The sequence below is a fragment of the Streptomyces sp. NPDC053069 genome, from assembly GCF_044546895.1.
Taxonomy (GTDB): domain Bacteria; phylum Actinomycetota; class Actinomycetes; order Streptomycetales; family Streptomycetaceae; genus Streptomyces.
Genome location: NZ_JBITZN010000006.1, coordinates 78258 through 95477, shown reverse-complemented (window position 1 = coordinate 95477; position 17220 = coordinate 78258). Strand labels below are relative to the sequence as shown.

Below are 17220 nucleotides of genomic sequence, written 5' to 3'. Positions count from 1 at the left end.
TTCGACCCGGCCATTGTCTTCTCCCTGGTCCGCAAGGCGACGCGACGTGGGTTCGGAGCTAAGAGAATTGTCACTGCCGGCCCCGAGCCGCTCTCGCCGCATCGGGCATTCGGGTGAGTCAGCGGCGGGATCGCTTCAGAGGACCCCGCCCGCCTCGTCCCGGAACAGGGCTGTCCAGTAGTGCCAGGTCGTGTCCGGCAGGGTGGCCGTGGGGTCGAGGGTGGTCAGGGTGTGGATCATGGCGGCGGCGAGCTGGTCGTAGGCGTTGGTGGTCAGTTCGTTGCCCAGGTGCTCGTCGATGGTGCGCTCGTGGTGCAGGAGCCAGAGTGTGAAGGCGAGGGTGGAGACGTCGGTGTTGAGCGGGTGGAGCGTCGCATCCGGTTCGCCGCAGGTCAGGACCGCGCCCGTTCTGCCGTCGACCACCAGGCTGTGGTCCCCGACCAGGCGGCCGAGGCGGACCAAGTGGTCGGCGTGGGCCGGGAGTTCGTCCGGGATGCGGTCGCCCGCGTATCCCTCGGTGACGTACTCACGGAGCGTCGGCAGCGGGACGTCCGTGTCGGCGTGGAAGAGGACCGCCTCCTCCGGCAGGCCGGTCTCCCGCAGGAAGCGCCGGGTCGGCTCGTGCGTGAGCGTCGCGGGGAAGTCGACCTCCTCGAAGCGCACCACCCGGCCGTGCCCGAACTCCTGGTCCAGCAGGCGGGCGGGCACGTCCAGGGTGAGCCCGCAGGCCGTGCCGGGACCCGCGGCGAGGGCGAGCGGGCGGATCAGGGCCGCCGCCTTCCAGTACGGCGGGACCTCGCCGCCCGCACCCTCCTGGAAGAGGGAGAGCAGCCGGCGGGTCGCCTCGGCCGCCGTCCCGGGGCCGTACTGGCCCGCCAGGGAGGCGAAACGGCCGCGCAGGCCCGCCAGTTCCTCCGTGACCGCGGCGAAGCGCAGCAGGGTGGCCAGGGAGGGCGCGAAGGGGCGGGCGTCGGACGGGGCGAAGAGGTACGCCGTCGTCAGCTCGCCGGTGCCGCCGTCGAGCAGGATGGACTCGCGCTCCGTGCCCGCCGGGTTGAGCAGTTCGCCTATCACCAGCCGGTCCCGCAGCTCGTCCGCCACGCGGAAGGGGCCCTTGGCGGCGTCGGCGAGTGTGCGCAGGCCGTGCGTGCGCAGGGGGGAGAAGGTCAGCAGGTCGGTGGCCGCGGGCAGGCCGGTGCCGCTGAGCAGGCCTCGCGTCGGCCCGTGCGTGACATAGCGGTCCAGCTCCGCCTCGGTCAGTGTGATCGCCGTGATCCCGGCCTCGGTCGTGCCCATCGCTCCCCCGCGATCTTCCCCGTACGGTGCGCCATTGCGTCCGTGAGTGCCGCTGCCCCCACCGCTCAAGCACACTACGCCGCCCCACTGACAACGGCCCTCACCGGCAAGGACGTCGGGCGACCCGGGTCCGTTGCGTCACGTGAAGTAGATACCGCCCAGGACCACGGCCAGCGCGGCGACGAGGAACAGCAGGATCCACAGGAACAGCTTGCCGACGCTCGGCGGGGGTTCGTAGCGGGGCTCGTCGGGGGCCCCGGGGGTCTCGGGAGTGCTCACTGGGTCGTCACCACCGCTGCCTGCGGGCGGATCGGGAGGCGGTTGACCGGGCGGCCGGTGGCCGCCCGGACGGCGGAGGCGATCGCGGCCGGTGCCGTCACGACCGGGACCGCGCTGACGGACTTGGCGCCGAAGGGGGCGACCACGTCCCGTTCCTCGACCAGTTTGACGATCCGGATGTCCGGCGCGTCCAGGGCGGTCGGGAGGGCGTATCCGGTCAGGTCGGGGTGGCGGACCAGACCGCGGGGCGTACGGAGGTTCTCCGTGAGCGCGATGCCCACGCCCTGGGTGACGCCCGCCTCGATCCGGGCGGCCAGCTGGGTCGGGTTGAGGATCCGGCCCACGTCCTGGGCGACCGCCAGCTCCACCACCCGGACCGAGCCCAGCTCGATGTCGACGTCCACCACCGCGCGGATCGCGCAGAAGGCCAGACCCACGAAGGCGTCGCCCTGGCCGGAGGCGTTCAGCGGCTCGGTGGGGTGCGGGCGGCACTGGGCGGTGGCCCACAGCTCCTTGCCGTCCAGCGCCTCGGTGACGGTCGTCGAGAGCACGCCGTCGTACGAAGTGATCTTGCCGTCCGTGATCTGCAGCAGCTCGGTGGACATGCCGAACTTGTGCGCCAGGGGCTGCAGCAGCTGGGTGCGGACCATCTTCGCCGCCCGCTCCACCGCGCCGCCCGACACCCAGGTGTGCCGGCCCCGGCAGCCCGCACCGGCCGGCGGCTGGTCGGTGTCGACCGGCGCCACGTGGACTTCCTCGATGCCGAGGGTCTCCTGGACGATCTGCCGGGCGAGCGTGGTGAAGCCCTGGCCGGTCTCGACGGCGGCGCAGAGGACGGTCGCCACGCCGTCGTGGACCTTGACCGTCGCCGTGGACACCTCGTCGGCGCCCTCCGCGCCGAGCATGTGCACCATGCCCAGGCCGTAGCCGACGCCCCGGCGCACCGCGCCCGGTTCGCCCGCGCCCTCGGGGCCGCCGGGCAGCAGCCACTCCTCCTCGGGGCTGTCCTTGGGCAGGGCCGGCAGCGGGAAGTCCCGTACTGCCTGAAGGAGTTCGGCCACGGGGGCGGGGCAGGTCACCGTCTGGCCGATCGGGAGGACGTCCCCCGTCGCCAGGACGTTGCGCAGGCGCACCTCGGCCGGGTCCAGGCCCAGCTTCCTGGCCAGCTTGTCCATCTGCGCCTCGTAGGCGGCGCACACCTGCATCGCGCCCTCGCCGCGCACATGCCCGGAGGGCGGGTTGTTGGTGCGCACGGCCCAGCCCTCGATGAAGGCGTTCGGGACGACGTACGGGCCGCACGCGAAGGAGACGGCGGCGGCCAGCGCGTCGGAGGAGGTGTCGGCGTACGCGCCGGCGTCCAGCAGGATCTGCGCCTCCACCTTCACCAGCTTGCCCTCGGCGTCCGCGTGGTGGCGGTACCGGAGCAGCGTCGGATGGCGGTGGGCGTGGCCGAGGAAGGACTCCTCGCGGGTCGCCGTGAGCTTCACCGGGCAGCCGGTCTTGAGGGCGAGCAGGCCGAGCGGGAGCTGGAAGCCCTGGTCCTCGCGGTCGGCGGTGGCGCCCGGCACCCCGGTGACGACGATCTTCACCCGATCGGGGGACAGGCCGTAGCAGGCCGCGGCGGTGTTGCGGTCGGTGTGCGGGTCGGTGGAGGCCAGGTACAGCTCCACGCCGCCGTCGGGGCGCGGCACGGCGAGGCCGGCCTCGGCGCCGATCGGCGCCGGGTCCTGACGCCCTATGCGGTACTGGCCCTCCACGACGACCTCGCCGACCGCCGACGGGTCGCCGTGGTGCAGCGGAATGTGCCGGATCAGGTTGCCGTCGGGGTGCAGCGGCTCGGCCTCGAAGGCCTGCTCGGGGTCGGTGACCGGGTCGAGCACTTCGTACTCGACGATGACGGCCGCGGCGGCCATCCGCGCGGTGTCGGGGTGGTCGGCGGCGACGGCCGCGATGGGTTCGCCGTGGTGGCGTACGACCTCGGAGGCGAACACCGGCCGGTCGGGCGTGCCCCGGCCGTGGCGCGGGGTGCCGGGTACGTCCTCGTGGGTGACGACGGCGCGGACGCCGGGCATCTCGCGCGCGTGGCTGGTGTCGATGGACACGATGCGCGCGTGCGCGTGCGGGGAGCGCAGGACGGCCGCCCACAGCAGGCCCTCGGCCCACAGGTCGGCCGCGTACGGGAAGGTGCCCTCGGTCTTGGCACGGGCGTCGGCGTGCGGCAGGGAGGCGCCGATGCCGTGCGGCCACGCCTCGGCCTCGGGGGCTGCTTCCCCGGCGGTGGTCGCCGTGGCGGCTTCGTTGCTCACGCCTGGCCTCCGTCCTGGCCGTAGTGCGGGTCGTGCGGGCCGTGCGGTCCCGGGGTGCCGTGCGGCGGGGTGCCGTACGGGTCGGGCGCGCCGTAGGGATCCGGTGCGTCGCCGTAGCCGCCGGGAGCGGCCTGCGGCGTGTCGAACGCGCCCGGCGCCTCGAACGCCGAGGGGTTGACCCCGCCGGCGCCGGGGCCCGCCTGGTGGGGAATACGGGCCTCGGCCGCGTCCGTCTCGGCGTCGGCGGCGTGCGACGCCTCGCGTTCGGCGACGACCTCCTGGACGGCCTGGAGGACGCCCCGGTAGCCGGAGCAGCGGCACAGGTTGCCGCACAGCGCCTGCCGGGTCTCCAGCTCGGTCGGCGCGGGGTTGCCCTCCAGCAGGTCGTGCAGGGTCATCGCCATGCCGGGCACGCAGAAGCCGCACTGCACGGCGCCGCACCGGGCGAGCGCGCGCTGTACGTCGGAGGGCTGTCCGTCGACGGCGAGACCCTCGACCGTGCGCACCTCGCTGCCGGCCGCGGTGACCGACGGGACCAGGCAGGAGGCCACCAGCCGGCCGTCGACCTGCACGTTGCAGGCCCCGCACTCGCCCTGCGAGCAGCCGTCCTTGGCGCCCGCGAGACCGAGCCGTTCCCGCAGGACGTACAGCAGCGACTCGCCGATCCAGGCGCCGGTGACGGGACGGTCGACGCCGTTGACGCGCAGGACGTAGGAGGCGAGCGGGTGGTCGTCGTTCGGCGGGAGGGGCGCGGCGTGGTCCGCGTGTTCCTCGGCGGCGTCCTCCCGCGGCCGGGGCGCGGTTTCCTCGGCGGCGACGGCGGCCCCGGGTGCGTCGGCGGCGTTCTCCGGTACGGCCGCGGAGGCCGGGGGCTGCGGTGCCGAGTGGCCGCCCGCCACCGCGTCGGCCGCGGCGGGGTCGGTGGGCGTCGTGGGCGCTGTGGCCGCCCGTGGGGCTCCGGCGGAGGCCGCGGGGCCCTCGTGGCCTGCTGGGCCGTCAGCGGGGCGCTCAGAGGCCTCCCCGGGGCCGTGGCCCTCCGTGTCCGGTCCCGTTCCGGCCGTCGGCTCGCCCCGCTGCTCGGGGAACGCGGTCGGCACGCCGGACTGCTCCGGCTCCGCGGCCTCGCCGAACTCGGCGGACCGGGCAGGCCCGGCGGACCCGCCGAACGCGCCGGGGCGGTCGTCCTCGGCGCGGCGCGCCTCGACATGTGCGGCAGCGCCCTCGCCGCGCCGACCGTCCCCGTGACCGGCCGGTGGGTGCGCGGCCTCCCTGTGGCCGGCCGGCGGACGGCCGGCGCCTCCGTGACCGGGTTCATCTGCCCCGGTCTCCTCGTGCGCGGCCGTGCCGTGGTCGGCCGGGGCCTGCCCGTACCGCTCGTCCGGTGCGGGGGCGTAGCCCGGCGTTGCCGCATCCGCCGGCGCCGGTGCGGCCGGAGCGCCCGCGGGGTGCGCGTCGGTGTGGTCGGGCAGGGCGGTGTGGCCGGTGTCCGCGGGCGGGTCCCAGGGGCCGCCCGTGTCCTGCGTCGCCCATGGCGCGGGCGCGCCGCCGGGCAGCGTGGCCGGCGGGGTGCCGCCCCACTGTTCGACCAGGGAGGACGTGGTGAACTCGCCCGACTCGTCCGGAAGGTCGCCGCCGGCGACCGGGATGGACCACTGTCCGGTGACGTCGTGCCCGGGCGCGGCCGGGGCCGCGGCCTCGTCGAAGGTCCAGTGCTGGGTCGCGCCGGGCTGGTAGGTGAACCGGTCGTCCGCGGAGGGCACCTGGGGCGTGGCGTTCGGGTCGGGCCACTCGGCGCCGCCCGCGGGCGCGGTCCAGGTGCCGGGGACGGCGGGGTCCCCGGTGCCGGGGGCGGCCGTTATCCGCGGCGGCACGTAGCCGTGCCCCGGCGCGGCCAGCGGGCTGTCGCCGGACAGCAGGGCGTCGATACCGCCCTCGGGGAGCTTGACGAAGGCGGTGGCGCCGTCGTCGTAGTCGCCCTGGGGCAGCGGGTTCCAGCGTCCGCCGCCCTGGGGCGTGCCCTCTCCGTGCTGGTCGTCGGTCACGACAGCGCCCTCCCCAGTGCTCGTCGGGCCAGTGCGGCGACGGTGCGCCGCAGGTGCAGTACGGCGGGCGGAAGCGGGGCGACCGAGCCGTCCGGCTCCGGTGCCGGGTCCGGGATGCAGGCCGCGGCGACGTACTCGCCGAAGGCGTTCAGGGCCTCCGGCACGAGCGCGCGGTCGTTGTCCCAGTCGATCAGCTGGGCGACCCACTGCTCGGCCTCCAGGGGCCTGAGCGGCATCGGCGCTATGGCGCCGACGGCGCACCGCACTCCGCGCCGGGCGGGGTCGAGGACGAGGGCCACGGAGGCCAGCGCGCGGCCCGGGCCGGTGCGTCCGGTCGCCTTCAGGAAGACCTGCGGGGCGTGCAGCAGCGGCACGCGCACGTAGCCGATGAGTTCACCGCCGCGCAGCATCTCCATGCCGGCCAGCAGGTGCGACACCGGGATCTCCCGGCGGGCTCCGCCCGGGCCCGCGATGATCAGCGTCGCCTCCAGGGCGGCGAGGACCGGCAGCGCGTCCCCGGTGGGGGCGGCCGTGGCGATGTTGCCGCCGAGGGTGCCCGCGTTGCGGATGTGCGGCGGGCCCGCGGCGCGCGCGGCGGCGGCGAGCGCCGGGATCAGGGCCGCGAAGTCGGGGCGGCCCATCCGCGCGTGCGTGAGGCCCGCGCCGAGCAGCGCGTGGCCGTCCTGGTACTGCCAGCCGCGGATCTCGCTGATCCGCCCGAGACCCACCAGTGCGGCGGGCCTGAGCTGACCGGAGTTGACGGCGGCCATCAGATCGGTGCCGCCCGCGACGGGGACCGCGGTGGGCATCTCGGCGAGGGCCGCCACCGCCTCGTCCAGCGTCGTGGGCAGCGTGACGGCCTGCGCCGCCTGCGGTGCGTGCGTGGTCAAACCGGCTGCCCCTTCCCGCTGCCCCACTGGTCCCACCTGTGTGGCCGTACCGTACGTGCTCACAGGGCGGACGTGGCAACTCTGGCACATCTTCGCCACGGCCGAACGCGGGGGTCCGCTAGGAGGCATTCGCCCACCTCACCATGGAGATGGTCCGTTTTCGCACGGCATCACCGGTGCGCACCGATTGACACTCTTCGGTGACCCTTGACGCGATTTTCCATTCCTTGTTCGGAACGGTCACGTGTTCGGGGTGGTCACTTGTTCGGCGGCGGCCCCTCTTTCGGGCGACCGAGGACGCCGGGGCGTTTCTGCCACGGCCGGGGCCCGGTGGGCGGCCGATAAGCGACTCCGAGGGCGTCCAGTCGCGCGTAATGGGCGGCCATACGGCGTTCGAAGCCGGCGAAGTCCCGGTCCGCGGGGGCCGGCAGGCGGCTCCAGGCCACCTCGGCGAAGGCCGCGAGCCGGGGAAACGTCTGGTAGTCCACGCGTGCGGCGTCCTCCATCACCTCGGTCCAGACGTTGGCCTGAGTGCCCAGCACATGCCGGGCCTCCTCCTCGGTGAGCCCGGGCGGGACGGGTTCGAACCGGTAGACGTCCTCCAGGGTGCGCACGAACCCGATCGGCACGGGCTCGTCCTCGCCCGGGGCCTGACGATGGTCCAGATACACGTACTGCTCGGGGCACATGACGACGTCGTGGCCGGCCCGCGCGGCCGCGATGCCGCCGCCGTAACCGCGCCAGGAGGACACCGCGGCCCCCTCGGCGAGCCCGCCCTCCAGGATCTCGTCCCAGCCGATGAGCCGGCGCCCGCGCGCGGCGAGCCACGCGTCGAAGTGCCCGATGAACCACGACTGCAGTTCGTCCTCGTCGGCGAGTCCGAGGTCCGCGATCCGGTTCCTGACCGCCGGCGACTCGCTCCACTGCTCCTTTCGGCACTCGTCCCCGCCGACGTGGACGAACTGCGAAGGGAACAGTTCCAGGACCTCCTCGAACACTCCCTCGTAGAAGCGCAGCGTGTTGTCGGTGGGGGCCAGTACGTTGGGGGAGATCCCCCAGGTGTCCCACACGGAGAGGGCGGAGGTGTCGATGACGTCGGTGTTGCCGAGTTCCGGGTACGCGGCGATGGCGGCCTGCGAGTGGCCCGGTACGTCGATTTCCGGGACGACGGTGATATGCCGCTCGGCGGCGTAGGCGACGATCTCCCGGATGTCGTCCTGGGTGTAGTAACCCCCGTGCGGCTTCTCCTCCCACAGCGGCGAGGCCCGGTGACCGAATTTCGTCCGCGACCGCCAGGAGGCGATCTCCGTCAGCCTCGGGCAGCGCTTGATCTCCAGCCGCCAGCCCTGGTCGTCCGTCAGGTGGAAGTGGAAGACGTTGAGTTTGTGCGCGGCCATCAGGTCCAGATAGCGCAGCACGCCGTCCTTGGGCATGAAGTGCCGGGCGACGTCGAGGAGGAGACCGCGCCAGCGGAAACGGGGCGCGTCCTCGATGGTCTGGTGGGGGATGCCGACCGTGCGGCCGGGGCGTACGGGGGCGCGCCGGAAGGCCTCGGGGCCGAGGAGCTGACGCAGGGTCTGCGCACCCCAGAAGACGCCGGCCGGGTCACCGCCGCGGATCTCCACGCCCCGGCCGGCGACCACACTCAGGCGGTACGCCTCCGCCTCCAGCGAGTCGTCCAGGAGCAAGCGCACACACCCGCGGGCGTCCTCCGGGCCGGGCCGCAGCGGCAGCCCCAGAGCGGCGCCGAGCGTGCTGCGCAGCCAGCGCTCCGTGGTCTGCGTGCCCGGGGCAGCCCACAGCGTGGTCTCGTGGTCCAGCAGGACGCCGCAGCGCATCGGTCCCTCGATGGCGCGCGGCGCCGGAATCAGATCCGTCATGTCCAGTCCTTTACCGCTCCGCCCCGCGGGGAGGCCAGACGTCGATGTGGTCTGCACCACTTCGTGACCGGCACCTCGTGACCGGAAAGCATGAAGGCCCCCGGGGTGCGCGTGTCGCACGCGCACCCCGGGGGCCCTGCGAAAACCGGGACCGGCGGGCAGACCGTCAGGGGTCTACTTCTTGTCGCCGCCCTTGTCCTCGCCACCGCTGCCCATGGACTCGTAGATCTCCTTGCACATGGGGCACACGGGGTACTTCTTCGGGTCGCGGCCCGGCACCCAGACCTTGCCGCACAGCGCCACGACGGGGGTGCCGTCGAGGGCGCTCGCCATGATCTTGTCCTTCTGGACGTAGTGGGCGAAGCGCTCGTGGTCGCCGTCGCCGTGGGACACCTGTGGCGTCGGCTCTACGAGGGTCCCCGTACCAGTCCCGCGCTCGGGCTCAAGAGTGCTCATATCGCCAAGGGTACTGAAGCTCACACGCATCAGTTGAGCGACGGGTCGTCCGGGTACGTCGCCACCATCGCCAGCTCGTTGCGCTGGCGGCGCAGGACCTCGCGCCAGAGTCTTTCCGGGGCCGGCGAGGAGACGTCCCCGGGCTCCGACTCGACCACGTACCAGGCGCCCTCGACCAGCTCGTCCTCCAGCTGGCCGGGGCCCCAGCCGGAGTATCCGGCGAAGATCCGCAAGGACCCGAGGGCCGAGGCGAGCAGCTCGGGCGGGGCTTCCAGGTCGACCAGGCCGATCGCGCCGTGCACCCGGCGCCAGCCGAGCGGGGCGAGGTCGCCGTTCGCGCCGCCCGGGATGACCGCGACGCCGAGCGCCGAGTCGAGCGAGACGGGGCCGCCCTGGAAGACGACACCGGGCTCGCCGGCGAGGTCGGCCCAGCCCTCCAGGATGTCACCCACGTCCACCGGGGTGGGGCGGTTGAGGACGACGCCGAGGGAACCCTCCTCGTCGTGGTCGAGAAGGAGCACCACCGCGCGGTCGAAGTTCGGGTCCGCCAGGGCGGGAGTGGCCACGAGCAGCCGCCCTGTGAGCGAGGACACCTCGGTCATGCCAGACATGATCCCGCATCTTCCCCTTCGGTGGGGAGCCAATCGGCGTGCCGGAGTGAACGCAGCTCAGGGAGCGGGGAAGCACTCCGGGCGCACACCGCGGGCGGTGACCCCATGTGCCCGAAAGAAAACGGTTCGTGTTGTGACACAGCTATGACGTGTCTGGGTGGTACTCGGGCTTACGGACGGGGGGTAATCGGCGATTACCCTGTCTTCCCGGCCCCTGCGCACAGTGATCGGCCGGCCCCTGCCCAACTCATCGGAACGCGAGATACATGACCGTCAACGACGATGTCCTGCTTGTCCACGGCGGAACCCCGCTGGAGGGCGAGATCCGTGTCCGCGGTGCGAAGAACCTCGTACCGAAGGCCATGGTCGCCGCCCTGCTGGGCAGCGCGCCGAGCCGACTGCGCAACGTCCCCGACATCCGTGACGTGCGGGTCGTCCGCGGCCTGCTCCAGCTGCACGGGGTGACGGTCCGTCCGGGCGACGAGCCCGGCGAGCTGGTGCTCGACCCGACGCACGTCGAGAGCGCCAACGTGGCTGACATCGATGCCCACGCGGGGTCGAGTCGTATCCCGATCCTCTTCTGCGGCCCTCTCCTGCACCGTCTCGGCCACGCGTTCATCCCGGGTCTCGGCGGCTGTGACATCGGCGGCCGCCCCATCGACTTCCACTTCGACGTGCTGCGGCAGTTCGGCGCGACGATCGAGAAGCGGGCCGACGGGCAGTACCTGGAGGCGCCGCAGCGGCTGCGCGGAACGAAGATCCGGCTGCCGTACCCCTCCGTCGGTGCGACCGAGCAGGTGCTGCTGACGGCCGTACTCGCCGAGGGCGTAACCGAGTTGTCCAACGCGGCCGTCGAGCCGGAGATCGAGGACCTCATCTGCGTGCTGCAGAAGATGGGCGCGATCATCGCGATGGACACCGACCGCACGATCCGCATCACCGGTGTGGACAAGCTCGGCGGCTACACCCACCGCGCCCTGTCGGACCGCCTGGAGGCCGCCTCCTGGGCGTCCGCGGCCCTCGCGACCAACGGCAACATCTACGTCCGCGGCGCCCAGCAGCGCTCGATGATGACGTTCCTGAACACCTACCGGAAGGTGGGCGGCGCCTTCGAGATCGACGACGAGGGCATCCGTTTCTGGCACCCCGGCGGCCAGTTGAAGTCCATCGCGCTGGAGACGGACGTCCACCCCGGTTTCCAGACCGACTGGCAGCAGCCGCTGGTCGTGGCGCTCACGCAGGCCACGGGCCTGTCCATCATCCACGAGACGGTCTACGAGTCCCGCCTCGGCTTCACCTCGGCCCTCAACCAGATGGGCGCCCACATCCAGCTGTACCGCGAGTGCCTGGGCGGCTCCGACTGCCGCTTCGGCCAGCGCAACTTCCTGCACTCCGCGGTCGTCTCCGGCCCCACCAAGCTGCAGGGTGCCGACCTGGTCATCCCCGACCTGCGCGGCGGCTTCTCGTACCTGATCGCGGCCCTGGCCGCCGAGGGCACGTCCCGAGTCCACGGCATCGACCTCATCAACCGCGGCTACGAGAACTTCATGGAGAAGCTCGTGGAACTGGGCGCGAAGGTGGAACTGCCGGGCAAGGCGCTCGGCTAGCCTTCGTACACGCCTGAAGGGCGGCCCCCCTCGGCAAGAGGGGGGCCGCCCTTTGGACATCGTCGGCTGCGGCGCGCCCCGAGGGGGGCGCGGGGAACTGCGCGACCAGCCACCGGCGGCCCGCAGTCACCCACGGCGCTCCGGCAGAACGGCGCTCCGGTGGACCCGGCGCCCGAAGCGGAGCGCTTGCGCTTACTTGCCCTTGGCCGCTTCCTTGAGCTTGGAGCCCGCGGTGACCTTCACGCTGTAGCCGGCGGGGATGTTGATGGGCTCGCCGGTCTGCGGGTTGCGCGCGGTGCGAGCGGCACGGTGGGTGCGCTCGAAGGTCAGGAAGCCCGGGATGGTGACCTTCTCGTCGCCCTTGGCGACGATCTCGCCGACGGTCTCGGCGAACGCGGCCAGCACGGCGTCGGCGTCCTTGCGGGTCACCTCGGCGCGGTCGGCCAGCGCGGCCACCAGCTCACTGCGGTTCATGTTGTTACTCCCGTGTATTTCTTGCCGTTGGGGTGTGCCACGCGGCGGATCCGCCCGAGGCACTGCGATGCCGATGCGCTCGCGCCCAGGGACGCATCCTGCCCCTACCTGCGGCGGTAAAGCCAATCCGGCACCCGTAGGAGTCGTGAGAACACCCTGGGGAGTCACACGAAAGGCGCCCGCTCGGCGTCACCCTAGAGCGCGCCCGGCATCAGCTGGTTCCACGACGCGCCGGTGCAGGGGCCGCCGTGGTGATCCTCACAGCCCTTGCACAGTACGGTACGCCGTCACCCGGCCGACGCCCGGCCGCCGCTTTTCCTTCACCGGGCGACTAGACCGTCGCCCCGGCCGCCTTCGCCGCCTCGCGGACCGCTCCGGCGACCGCGCCCGCGACCTTGTCGTTGAAGACGCTGGGGATGATGTAGTTCGGGTTCAGCTCGTCCTCGGTCACCACGTCGGCCAGGGCCTTCGCGGCGGCGAGCATCATCTCGGTGTTGACGGTGCGGGACTGGGCGTCCAGCAGGCCGCGGAAGACGCCCGGGAAGACCAGCACGTTGTTGATCTGGTTGGGGAAGTCGGAGCGGCCGGTGGCCACAACGGCCGCCGTCTGACGGGCGATTGCCGGGTCCACCTCGGGGTCGGGGTTCGCGAGCGCGAACACGATCGCACCGTCGGCCATGGCGGCCACGTCGGCGCCGTCCAGCACATTGGGAGCCGAGACACCGATGAACACGTCGGCGCCGCGCACGGCTTCCTTCAGGGTGCCGGTGAGGCCCTCGGGGTTGGTGTTGTCGGCGATCCAGCGCAGCGGCGAGTCGGCGGGGGCGTTCACCAGGTCCTCGCGGCGGGCGTGCACGACACCGTGGATGTCGGCGACGACGGCGTTCTTCACGCCGGCCGCGATGAGCAGCTTGAGGATGGCCGTCCCGGCCGCGCCGGCACCGGACATGACGACCCGGATGTTCTCGATCGCCTTGTCGGTGACGCGCAGGGCGTTGGTCAGGGCGGCGAGGACGACGATGGCGGTGCCGTGCTGGTCGTCGTGGAAGACGGGGATGTCGAGGGCCTCGCGCAGCCGGGCCTCGATCTCGAAGCAGCGGGGCGCGGAGATGTCCTCCAGGTTGATTCCGGCGAACCCGGGGGCGATCGCCTTGACGATCTCCACGATCGCGTCGCTGTCCTGGGTGTCCAGGCAGATCGGCCAGGCGTCGATGCCGGCGAAGCGCTTGAAGAGGGCCGCCTTGCCCTCCATGACGGGCAGGGCCGCCTTGGGTCCGATGTTGCCGAGGCCGAGCACGGCGGAGCCGTCCGTCACGACCGCAACGGAGTTGCGCTTGATGGTCAGCCGGCGGGCGTCCTCGGGGTTCTCGGCGATCGCCATGCAGACGCGGGCCACACCGGGCGTGTAGACCATGGAGAGGTCGTCACGGTTGCGGATGGGGTGCTTCGACGCCATCTCGATCTTGCCGCCGAGGTGCATCAGGAACGTACGGTCGGAGACCTTGCCGAGGGTGACGCCCTCGATGCCGCGCAGCTGCTCGACGATCTCCTCGGCGTGCGCGGTCGAGGCGGCCGCGATGGTGACGTCGATACGGAGCTTCTCGTGCCCGGACGCGGTGACGTCGAGGCCGGTCACCGAGCCTCCGGAGGACTCCACGGCGGTGGTGAGCTGCGAGACGGCGGTTCCGCTCGCGGGCACCTCCAGCCGGATGGTCATCGAGTAGGAGACGCTGGGCGCCGTTGCCATGGCCGACTTCCTCTGCTTTCACCGTGTCGCGAGTTGTGCCGTCCGATCGTCGCACCTACCCGTGAGTACGTGATAGTCGCCCGGCATTGCGGACGTTTTGTTCACAGCAGGCGCACGGCCAGGCGCGCAGTTTCGGAAAATCACTTCCACCATACGAGAAACGATCAGACGGGGGAAGGGTCGTGCGCGGCAAAGAAAGAGGCCCACGTCACATTCGTGACGTGGGCCTCCCACGCTTACGACACCGACCCGCCATGCTCGCCTCGCGGCAAGTGGTCCCTCGCAGGGACAAAGGTTGGGCCCGGGGGCTTGGATCGGGCCGGTGCCGTCTCCAGGCTAACAAACGGATGCCGAGGACCATTCCCCCCGCGGGGAGTTCACAGAAAAGTCAGTCCCTCAGCAGATCCGGCACCCCGGCGGCGTCCGGCTCGTCCCGCTCCCCCGAGACCACCGTCAGCTGCTGCGTGGCCCGGGTCAGCGCCACGTACAGCACGCGCAGGCCGGCCGGGGACTCGTCGGCGATCTCGGCCGGGGACACGACCACCGTGGCGTCGTACTCCAGGCCCTTGGCCTCCAGGCTGCCGAGCGCCACCACCCGGTCGCCGAGCCCGGCCAGCCAGCGCCGGGCCTCCTCACGCCGGTTCATGGCGACGACCACGCCGACCGTGCCGTCGACGAGGTCCAGCAGCCGCTCGGCCTCGGCCCGCACGGTGCGCCCCAGCGACTCGGGTACGACCGTGAAGCGCGGCTGGACCCCGGTGGACCGCACCGCCCTGGGCGCCTCGGAGCCGGGCATGGCGAGCGCGAGCACCTTGGCGGCCAGCTCGGCGATCTCGGCCGGGTTGCGGTAGTTCACGGTGAGCTGGAAGCGGCGCCGGGGGCGGGTACCGAGGGCCTCGTCGCGGGCCTCGGCCGCCTCGTCCGGGTCGGACCAGGAGGACTGGGCCGGGTCGCCGACGACCGTCCAGGTGGCGTGCCGGCCACGGCGGCCGACCATGCGCCACTGCATCGGCGTGAGGTCCTGCGCCTCGTCCACGATGACGTGCGCGTACTCGGTGCGCTCCTGCGCGAGCCGCTCGGCCCGCTCCCGCTGGGTCTCCTCGCGCACCGGCATCAGCTCCTCCAGGCCGGTGAGCTGGTCCAGCGGGTCCAGCTCACGCCGCTTCTTCGGGCGGGCCGGGGCGCCGAGGATCGCCTGCAGCTCGTCCAGCAGGGCGATGTCGTGCACGGAGAGGCCGTCGCGCTGGAGCGACCGGGCCACCTTGCGGATCTCGCCGGGGTTGAGGATGCGGCGGGCCCAGCGGCCGAGCCGCTTCTCGTCGGCCATCGCGGCGAGCACCGCCCTCGGCGTCAGCTCCGGCCACCAGGCGTCGAGGAAGGCGAGGAAGGAGTCCTCGCTCGTGACGTCCTCGTCGAAGGAGGAGCGCAGCTCGGCGGCCAGCTCCGGGTCGGTGTGCCGGGCGGCCGCTCCGGACCTGGCCCACAGGGCGTCCAGGAGCAGCTTGCGGGCGCGCGGCCGGAGCAGGTTGACGGGCGCGGTGCCGCCGAGCGCGGTACGGCGGATCCGTTCCAGTTCCTGCGCCTCCAGCTCCAGACGGCGCCCGAAGGCGACGACGCGGAGCCGGGCCGGTGCCCCGGTGACCGTCTGCGGCCCGGCGTCCTCGTCCCGCACCGGAGCCGTGGGCCCCAGCTCCAGCGCGCCCCGGGCGGCCTTCCGCAGCACCTTCAGCATGCGGTACGAGCCCTTGGCGCGGGCCACGGACGGGGAGTCGTACACGGTGGCCTCGGCACCGTCGACCAGCGAGCCGATCGCACGGATCGCGACCTGGCCCTCCTCGCCGAGCGAGGGCAGCACGCCCTCGGTGTAGGCCACGAGCAGCGGGGTCGGCGAGACGATCAGGATGCCGCCCGCGTAGCGTCTGCGGTCCTGGTAGAGCAGGTAGGCCGCGCGGTGCAGGGCGACGGCGGTCTTGCCGGTGCCCGGACCGCCCTCCACATGGGTGATGGAGGCGGCGGGGGCGCGGATCACGAGATCCTGCTCGGCCTGGATGGAGGAGACGATGTCCCGCATGGTGTGGCTGCGGGCCTGGCCGAGGGCGGCCATGAGGGCGCCGTCGCCGATGACGGGCAGTTCGCGGCCGTCGAGGCGGGCGGTCAGCTCGGGCCGCATCAGATCGTCCTCGACGCCGAGGACCCGGCGTCCCTTGGACCGGATGACCCGGCGTCGTACGACCCGGCCTGGATCGACCGGGGTGGAGCGGTAGAAGGGCGCGGCGGCCGGTGCCCGCCAGTCGATGACCAGCGGGGAGTAGTCCTCGTCGAGGACGCCGATGCGGCCGATGTGCAGCGTCTCGGCGATGTCGGCGGTGTTGTCGGGCCGGACCGCGCCCTCCGCGGGCTCGACCGCCGTGTACGCGCCGTCGGGTCCCTTCTTCCCGTCCTTCCCGAGCAGCAGGTCGATCCGCCCGAAGAGGAAGTCCTCGAACTCGTTGTTGAGCCGGTTGAGGTGGATGCCGGCCCGGAAGACCTGCGCGTCCCGCTCGGCCAGCGCACCCGGGGTGCCGACCTGGCCGCGCTTGGCCGCGTCGTTCATCAGGAACTCGGCTTCGTGGATCTTCTCCTCCAGCCGCCGGTACACCCGGTCCAGGTGTTCCTGTTCGACGCTGATCTCCCGGTCACGGACGGAATCGTGTGCGTCGTGTACCGAGCCGACCGCGGACTGCTGAACCTGAGCGGCCACCGGGCCCCCTTCTGACGTGCTGGGCAGCCGTCAACCGTACGCGAAGGGGGCCCGTCGAAGCTACGAGTCCACTTGCACCAGCTTCTTGCCCTCGAAGGTCACGACCTCGAAGTGGTCGATCTCGTTCGGCTTGAAGGCCGCCGCACCGCCGATGTAGAGCGGTTTCCTGGACTCCGGGGTCTTCCCGTTCGGGATGCCGTAGCCCCAGTCCGGCACCGACCACGACGACATGGTCACGCGCTGACCGTTCTTCGCGACGAGCACCAGCGAACACTTCAGGGGGCCCTTGACGTTCTTCAGCTCCAGGACCGCCTGGGTGCCCCAGTCCTTCTGCGCCATGCCGACGGTGGCGCTGACCTGGGACGACGGGTCCGTGCCCGACTTCTTGTCGGGCATGGCGGAGAACGTGGTCTGGGCGCTGGAGGCGGCGACCTGGCTCCCGCCCCCGTCCGAGCCGCTGTTGACCGCCACCGCGGCCAGCGGCCCGGCGATGATCAGCGCGGCCGCCGCGGCGATCATGTAGAAGGAGCGCCGCCGCTTCTGGGCGCGCTTCTCCGCCACCTCGTCGACCAGCTTCTCCGCCAGCCGCGGGCCGGGCCTGGCGGACAGCGAGTCGCCGATCGCGGGGGTGCTGCCGGAGCCCGGCAGATCCGCGAGCGCGGCCAGCATCGGCTCCATCCCGGCCAGCTCGTCCAGCTGCTGGGCGCACCATTCACAGCCGGCGAGGTGCGCTTCAAAAGCGGTTGCCTCGGCGTCGTCGAGAATTCCGAGGGCGTAGGCGCCGACGGTCTCGTGCTCGTTCGGCACCGAAGATCCCGATGGGGGGTTCATAGGCCCAGACATACCCGGACCACCTGCCCCGAATCCCTGCATCCCCCCGTATCCGCTGCTC

At 72.5% G+C, this 17220-nt stretch carries 13 protein-coding genes; 1 reads left to right on the top strand and 12 read right to left on the bottom strand.

Annotated features, from left to right (window positions below; genetic code table 11):
• Positions 1 to 135: 135 nt before the first annotated feature.
• From ACIGXP_RS15525 to ACIGXP_RS15490, 8 genes are all read right to left on the bottom strand, one after another.
• Positions 136 to 1296 (bottom strand): SUKH-4 family immunity protein, encoded by a 1161-nt coding sequence (locus tag ACIGXP_RS15525; protein ID WP_399768548.1) that lies wholly within the window; start codon positions 1294 to 1296, stop codon positions 136 to 138.
• A gap of 138 nt (positions 1297 to 1434) precedes the next feature.
• Positions 1435 to 1575, bottom strand: a complete 141-nt coding sequence (locus tag ACIGXP_RS15520; RefSeq protein WP_399768546.1) for a hypothetical protein — start codon at positions 1573 to 1575, stop codon at positions 1435 to 1437.
• Positions 1572 to 3881, bottom strand: coding sequence for a xanthine dehydrogenase family protein molybdopterin-binding subunit (locus ACIGXP_RS15515; RefSeq protein ID WP_399768544.1), 2310 nt, complete (start codon positions 3879 to 3881; stop codon positions 1572 to 1574). Before ACIGXP_RS15515 ends, ACIGXP_RS15520 begins: the two co-directional genes overlap by 4 nt.
• Positions 3878 to 5923, bottom strand: a complete 2046-nt coding sequence (locus ACIGXP_RS15510; RefSeq protein ID WP_399768542.1) for a 2Fe-2S iron-sulfur cluster-binding protein — start codon at positions 5921 to 5923, stop codon at positions 3878 to 3880. The genes ACIGXP_RS15515 and ACIGXP_RS15510 overlap by 4 nt, the downstream gene beginning before the upstream one ends.
• On the bottom strand, positions 5920 to 6813 hold the full coding sequence (locus ACIGXP_RS15505) for an FAD binding domain-containing protein (protein WP_363213890.1): 894 nt from the start codon (positions 6811 to 6813) through the stop codon (positions 5920 to 5922). The genes ACIGXP_RS15510 and ACIGXP_RS15505 overlap by 4 nt, the downstream gene beginning before the upstream one ends.
• Positions 6814 to 7070: 257 nt before the next feature.
• On the bottom strand, positions 7071 to 8693 hold the full coding sequence (locus ACIGXP_RS15500; RefSeq protein ID WP_399768539.1) for a beta-N-acetylhexosaminidase: 1623 nt from the start codon (positions 8691 to 8693) through the stop codon (positions 7071 to 7073).
• Between the two features lie 174 nt (positions 8694 to 8867).
• Entirely contained in the window at positions 8868 to 9149 is a 282-nt protein-coding gene (locus ACIGXP_RS15495; protein ID WP_191870597.1) for a DUF3039 domain-containing protein, read from the bottom strand.
• 29 nt (positions 9150 to 9178) lie between these two features.
• Positions 9179 to 9751: a YqgE/AlgH family protein gene (locus ACIGXP_RS15490; RefSeq protein WP_363213888.1), complete on the bottom strand. Its 573-nt coding sequence runs from the start codon at positions 9749 to 9751 to the stop codon at positions 9179 to 9181.
• 275 nt (positions 9752 to 10026) lie between these two features.
• On the opposite strand from ACIGXP_RS15490, the gene murA reads away from it, so the two are divergent.
• Positions 10027 to 11367: a UDP-N-acetylglucosamine 1-carboxyvinyltransferase gene (gene murA / locus ACIGXP_RS15485; protein WP_031159434.1), complete on the top strand. Its 1341-nt coding sequence runs from the start codon at positions 10027 to 10029 to the stop codon at positions 11365 to 11367.
• Positions 11368 to 11559: 192 nt separating this feature from the next.
• Here murA and ACIGXP_RS15480 read toward each other — a convergent pair whose 3' ends face one another.
• The 4 genes from ACIGXP_RS15480 to ACIGXP_RS15465 all read right to left on the bottom strand — a co-directional run bounded on the left by ACIGXP_RS15480 (position 11560) and on the right by ACIGXP_RS15465 (position 17171).
• A complete protein-coding gene (locus ACIGXP_RS15480; RefSeq protein ID WP_023550134.1) occupies positions 11560 to 11841 on the bottom strand; it encodes an HU family DNA-binding protein in 282 nt (93 codons plus the stop codon).
• Positions 11842 to 12172: 331 nt separating this feature from the next.
• Positions 12173 to 13588: an NAD-dependent malic enzyme gene (locus tag ACIGXP_RS15475; RefSeq protein ID WP_363213887.1), complete on the bottom strand. Its 1416-nt coding sequence runs from the start codon at positions 13586 to 13588 to the stop codon at positions 12173 to 12175.
• 388 nt (positions 13589 to 13976) lie between these two features.
• Positions 13977 to 16328, bottom strand: coding sequence for a UvrD-helicase domain-containing protein (locus tag ACIGXP_RS15470; RefSeq protein ID WP_363213886.1), 2352 nt, complete (start codon positions 16326 to 16328; stop codon positions 13977 to 13979).
• A gap of 60 nt (positions 16329 to 16388) precedes the next feature.
• Positions 16389 to 17171: a zf-HC2 domain-containing protein gene (locus ACIGXP_RS15465; RefSeq protein ID WP_363213885.1), complete on the bottom strand. Its 783-nt coding sequence runs from the start codon at positions 17169 to 17171 to the stop codon at positions 16389 to 16391.
• Between the last annotated feature and the right edge of the window lie 49 nt (positions 17172 to 17220).

What these genes read in the sequence shown, in the direction of transcription:
- ACIGXP_RS15525 (WP_399768548.1), bottom strand. Translation starts at nt 1,296, where the DNA reads ATGGGCACGACCGAGGCCGGGATCACGGCGATCACACTGACCGAGGCG.
- ACIGXP_RS15500 (WP_399768539.1), bottom strand. Translation starts at nt 8,693, where the DNA reads ATGACGGATCTGATTCCGGCGCCGCGCGCCATCGAGGGACCGATGCGC.
- ACIGXP_RS15495 (WP_191870597.1), bottom strand. Translation starts at nt 9,149, where the DNA reads ATGAGCACTCTTGAGCCCGAGCGCGGGACTGGTACGGGGACCCTCGTA.
- ACIGXP_RS15490 (WP_363213888.1), bottom strand. Translation starts at nt 9,751, where the DNA reads ATGACCGAGGTGTCCTCGCTCACAGGGCGGCTGCTCGTGGCCACTCCC.
- murA (WP_031159434.1), top strand. Translation starts at nt 10,027, where the DNA reads ATGACCGTCAACGACGATGTCCTGCTTGTCCACGGCGGAACCCCGCTG.
- ACIGXP_RS15480 (WP_023550134.1), bottom strand. Translation starts at nt 11,841, where the DNA reads ATGAACCGCAGTGAGCTGGTGGCCGCGCTGGCCGACCGCGCCGAGGTG.
- ACIGXP_RS15475 (WP_363213887.1), bottom strand. Translation starts at nt 13,588, where the DNA reads ATGGCAACGGCGCCCAGCGTCTCCTACTCGATGACCATCCGGCTGGAG.
- ACIGXP_RS15465 (WP_363213885.1), bottom strand. Translation starts at nt 17,171, where the DNA reads ATGTCTGGGCCTATGAACCCCCCATCGGGATCTTCGGTGCCGAACGAG.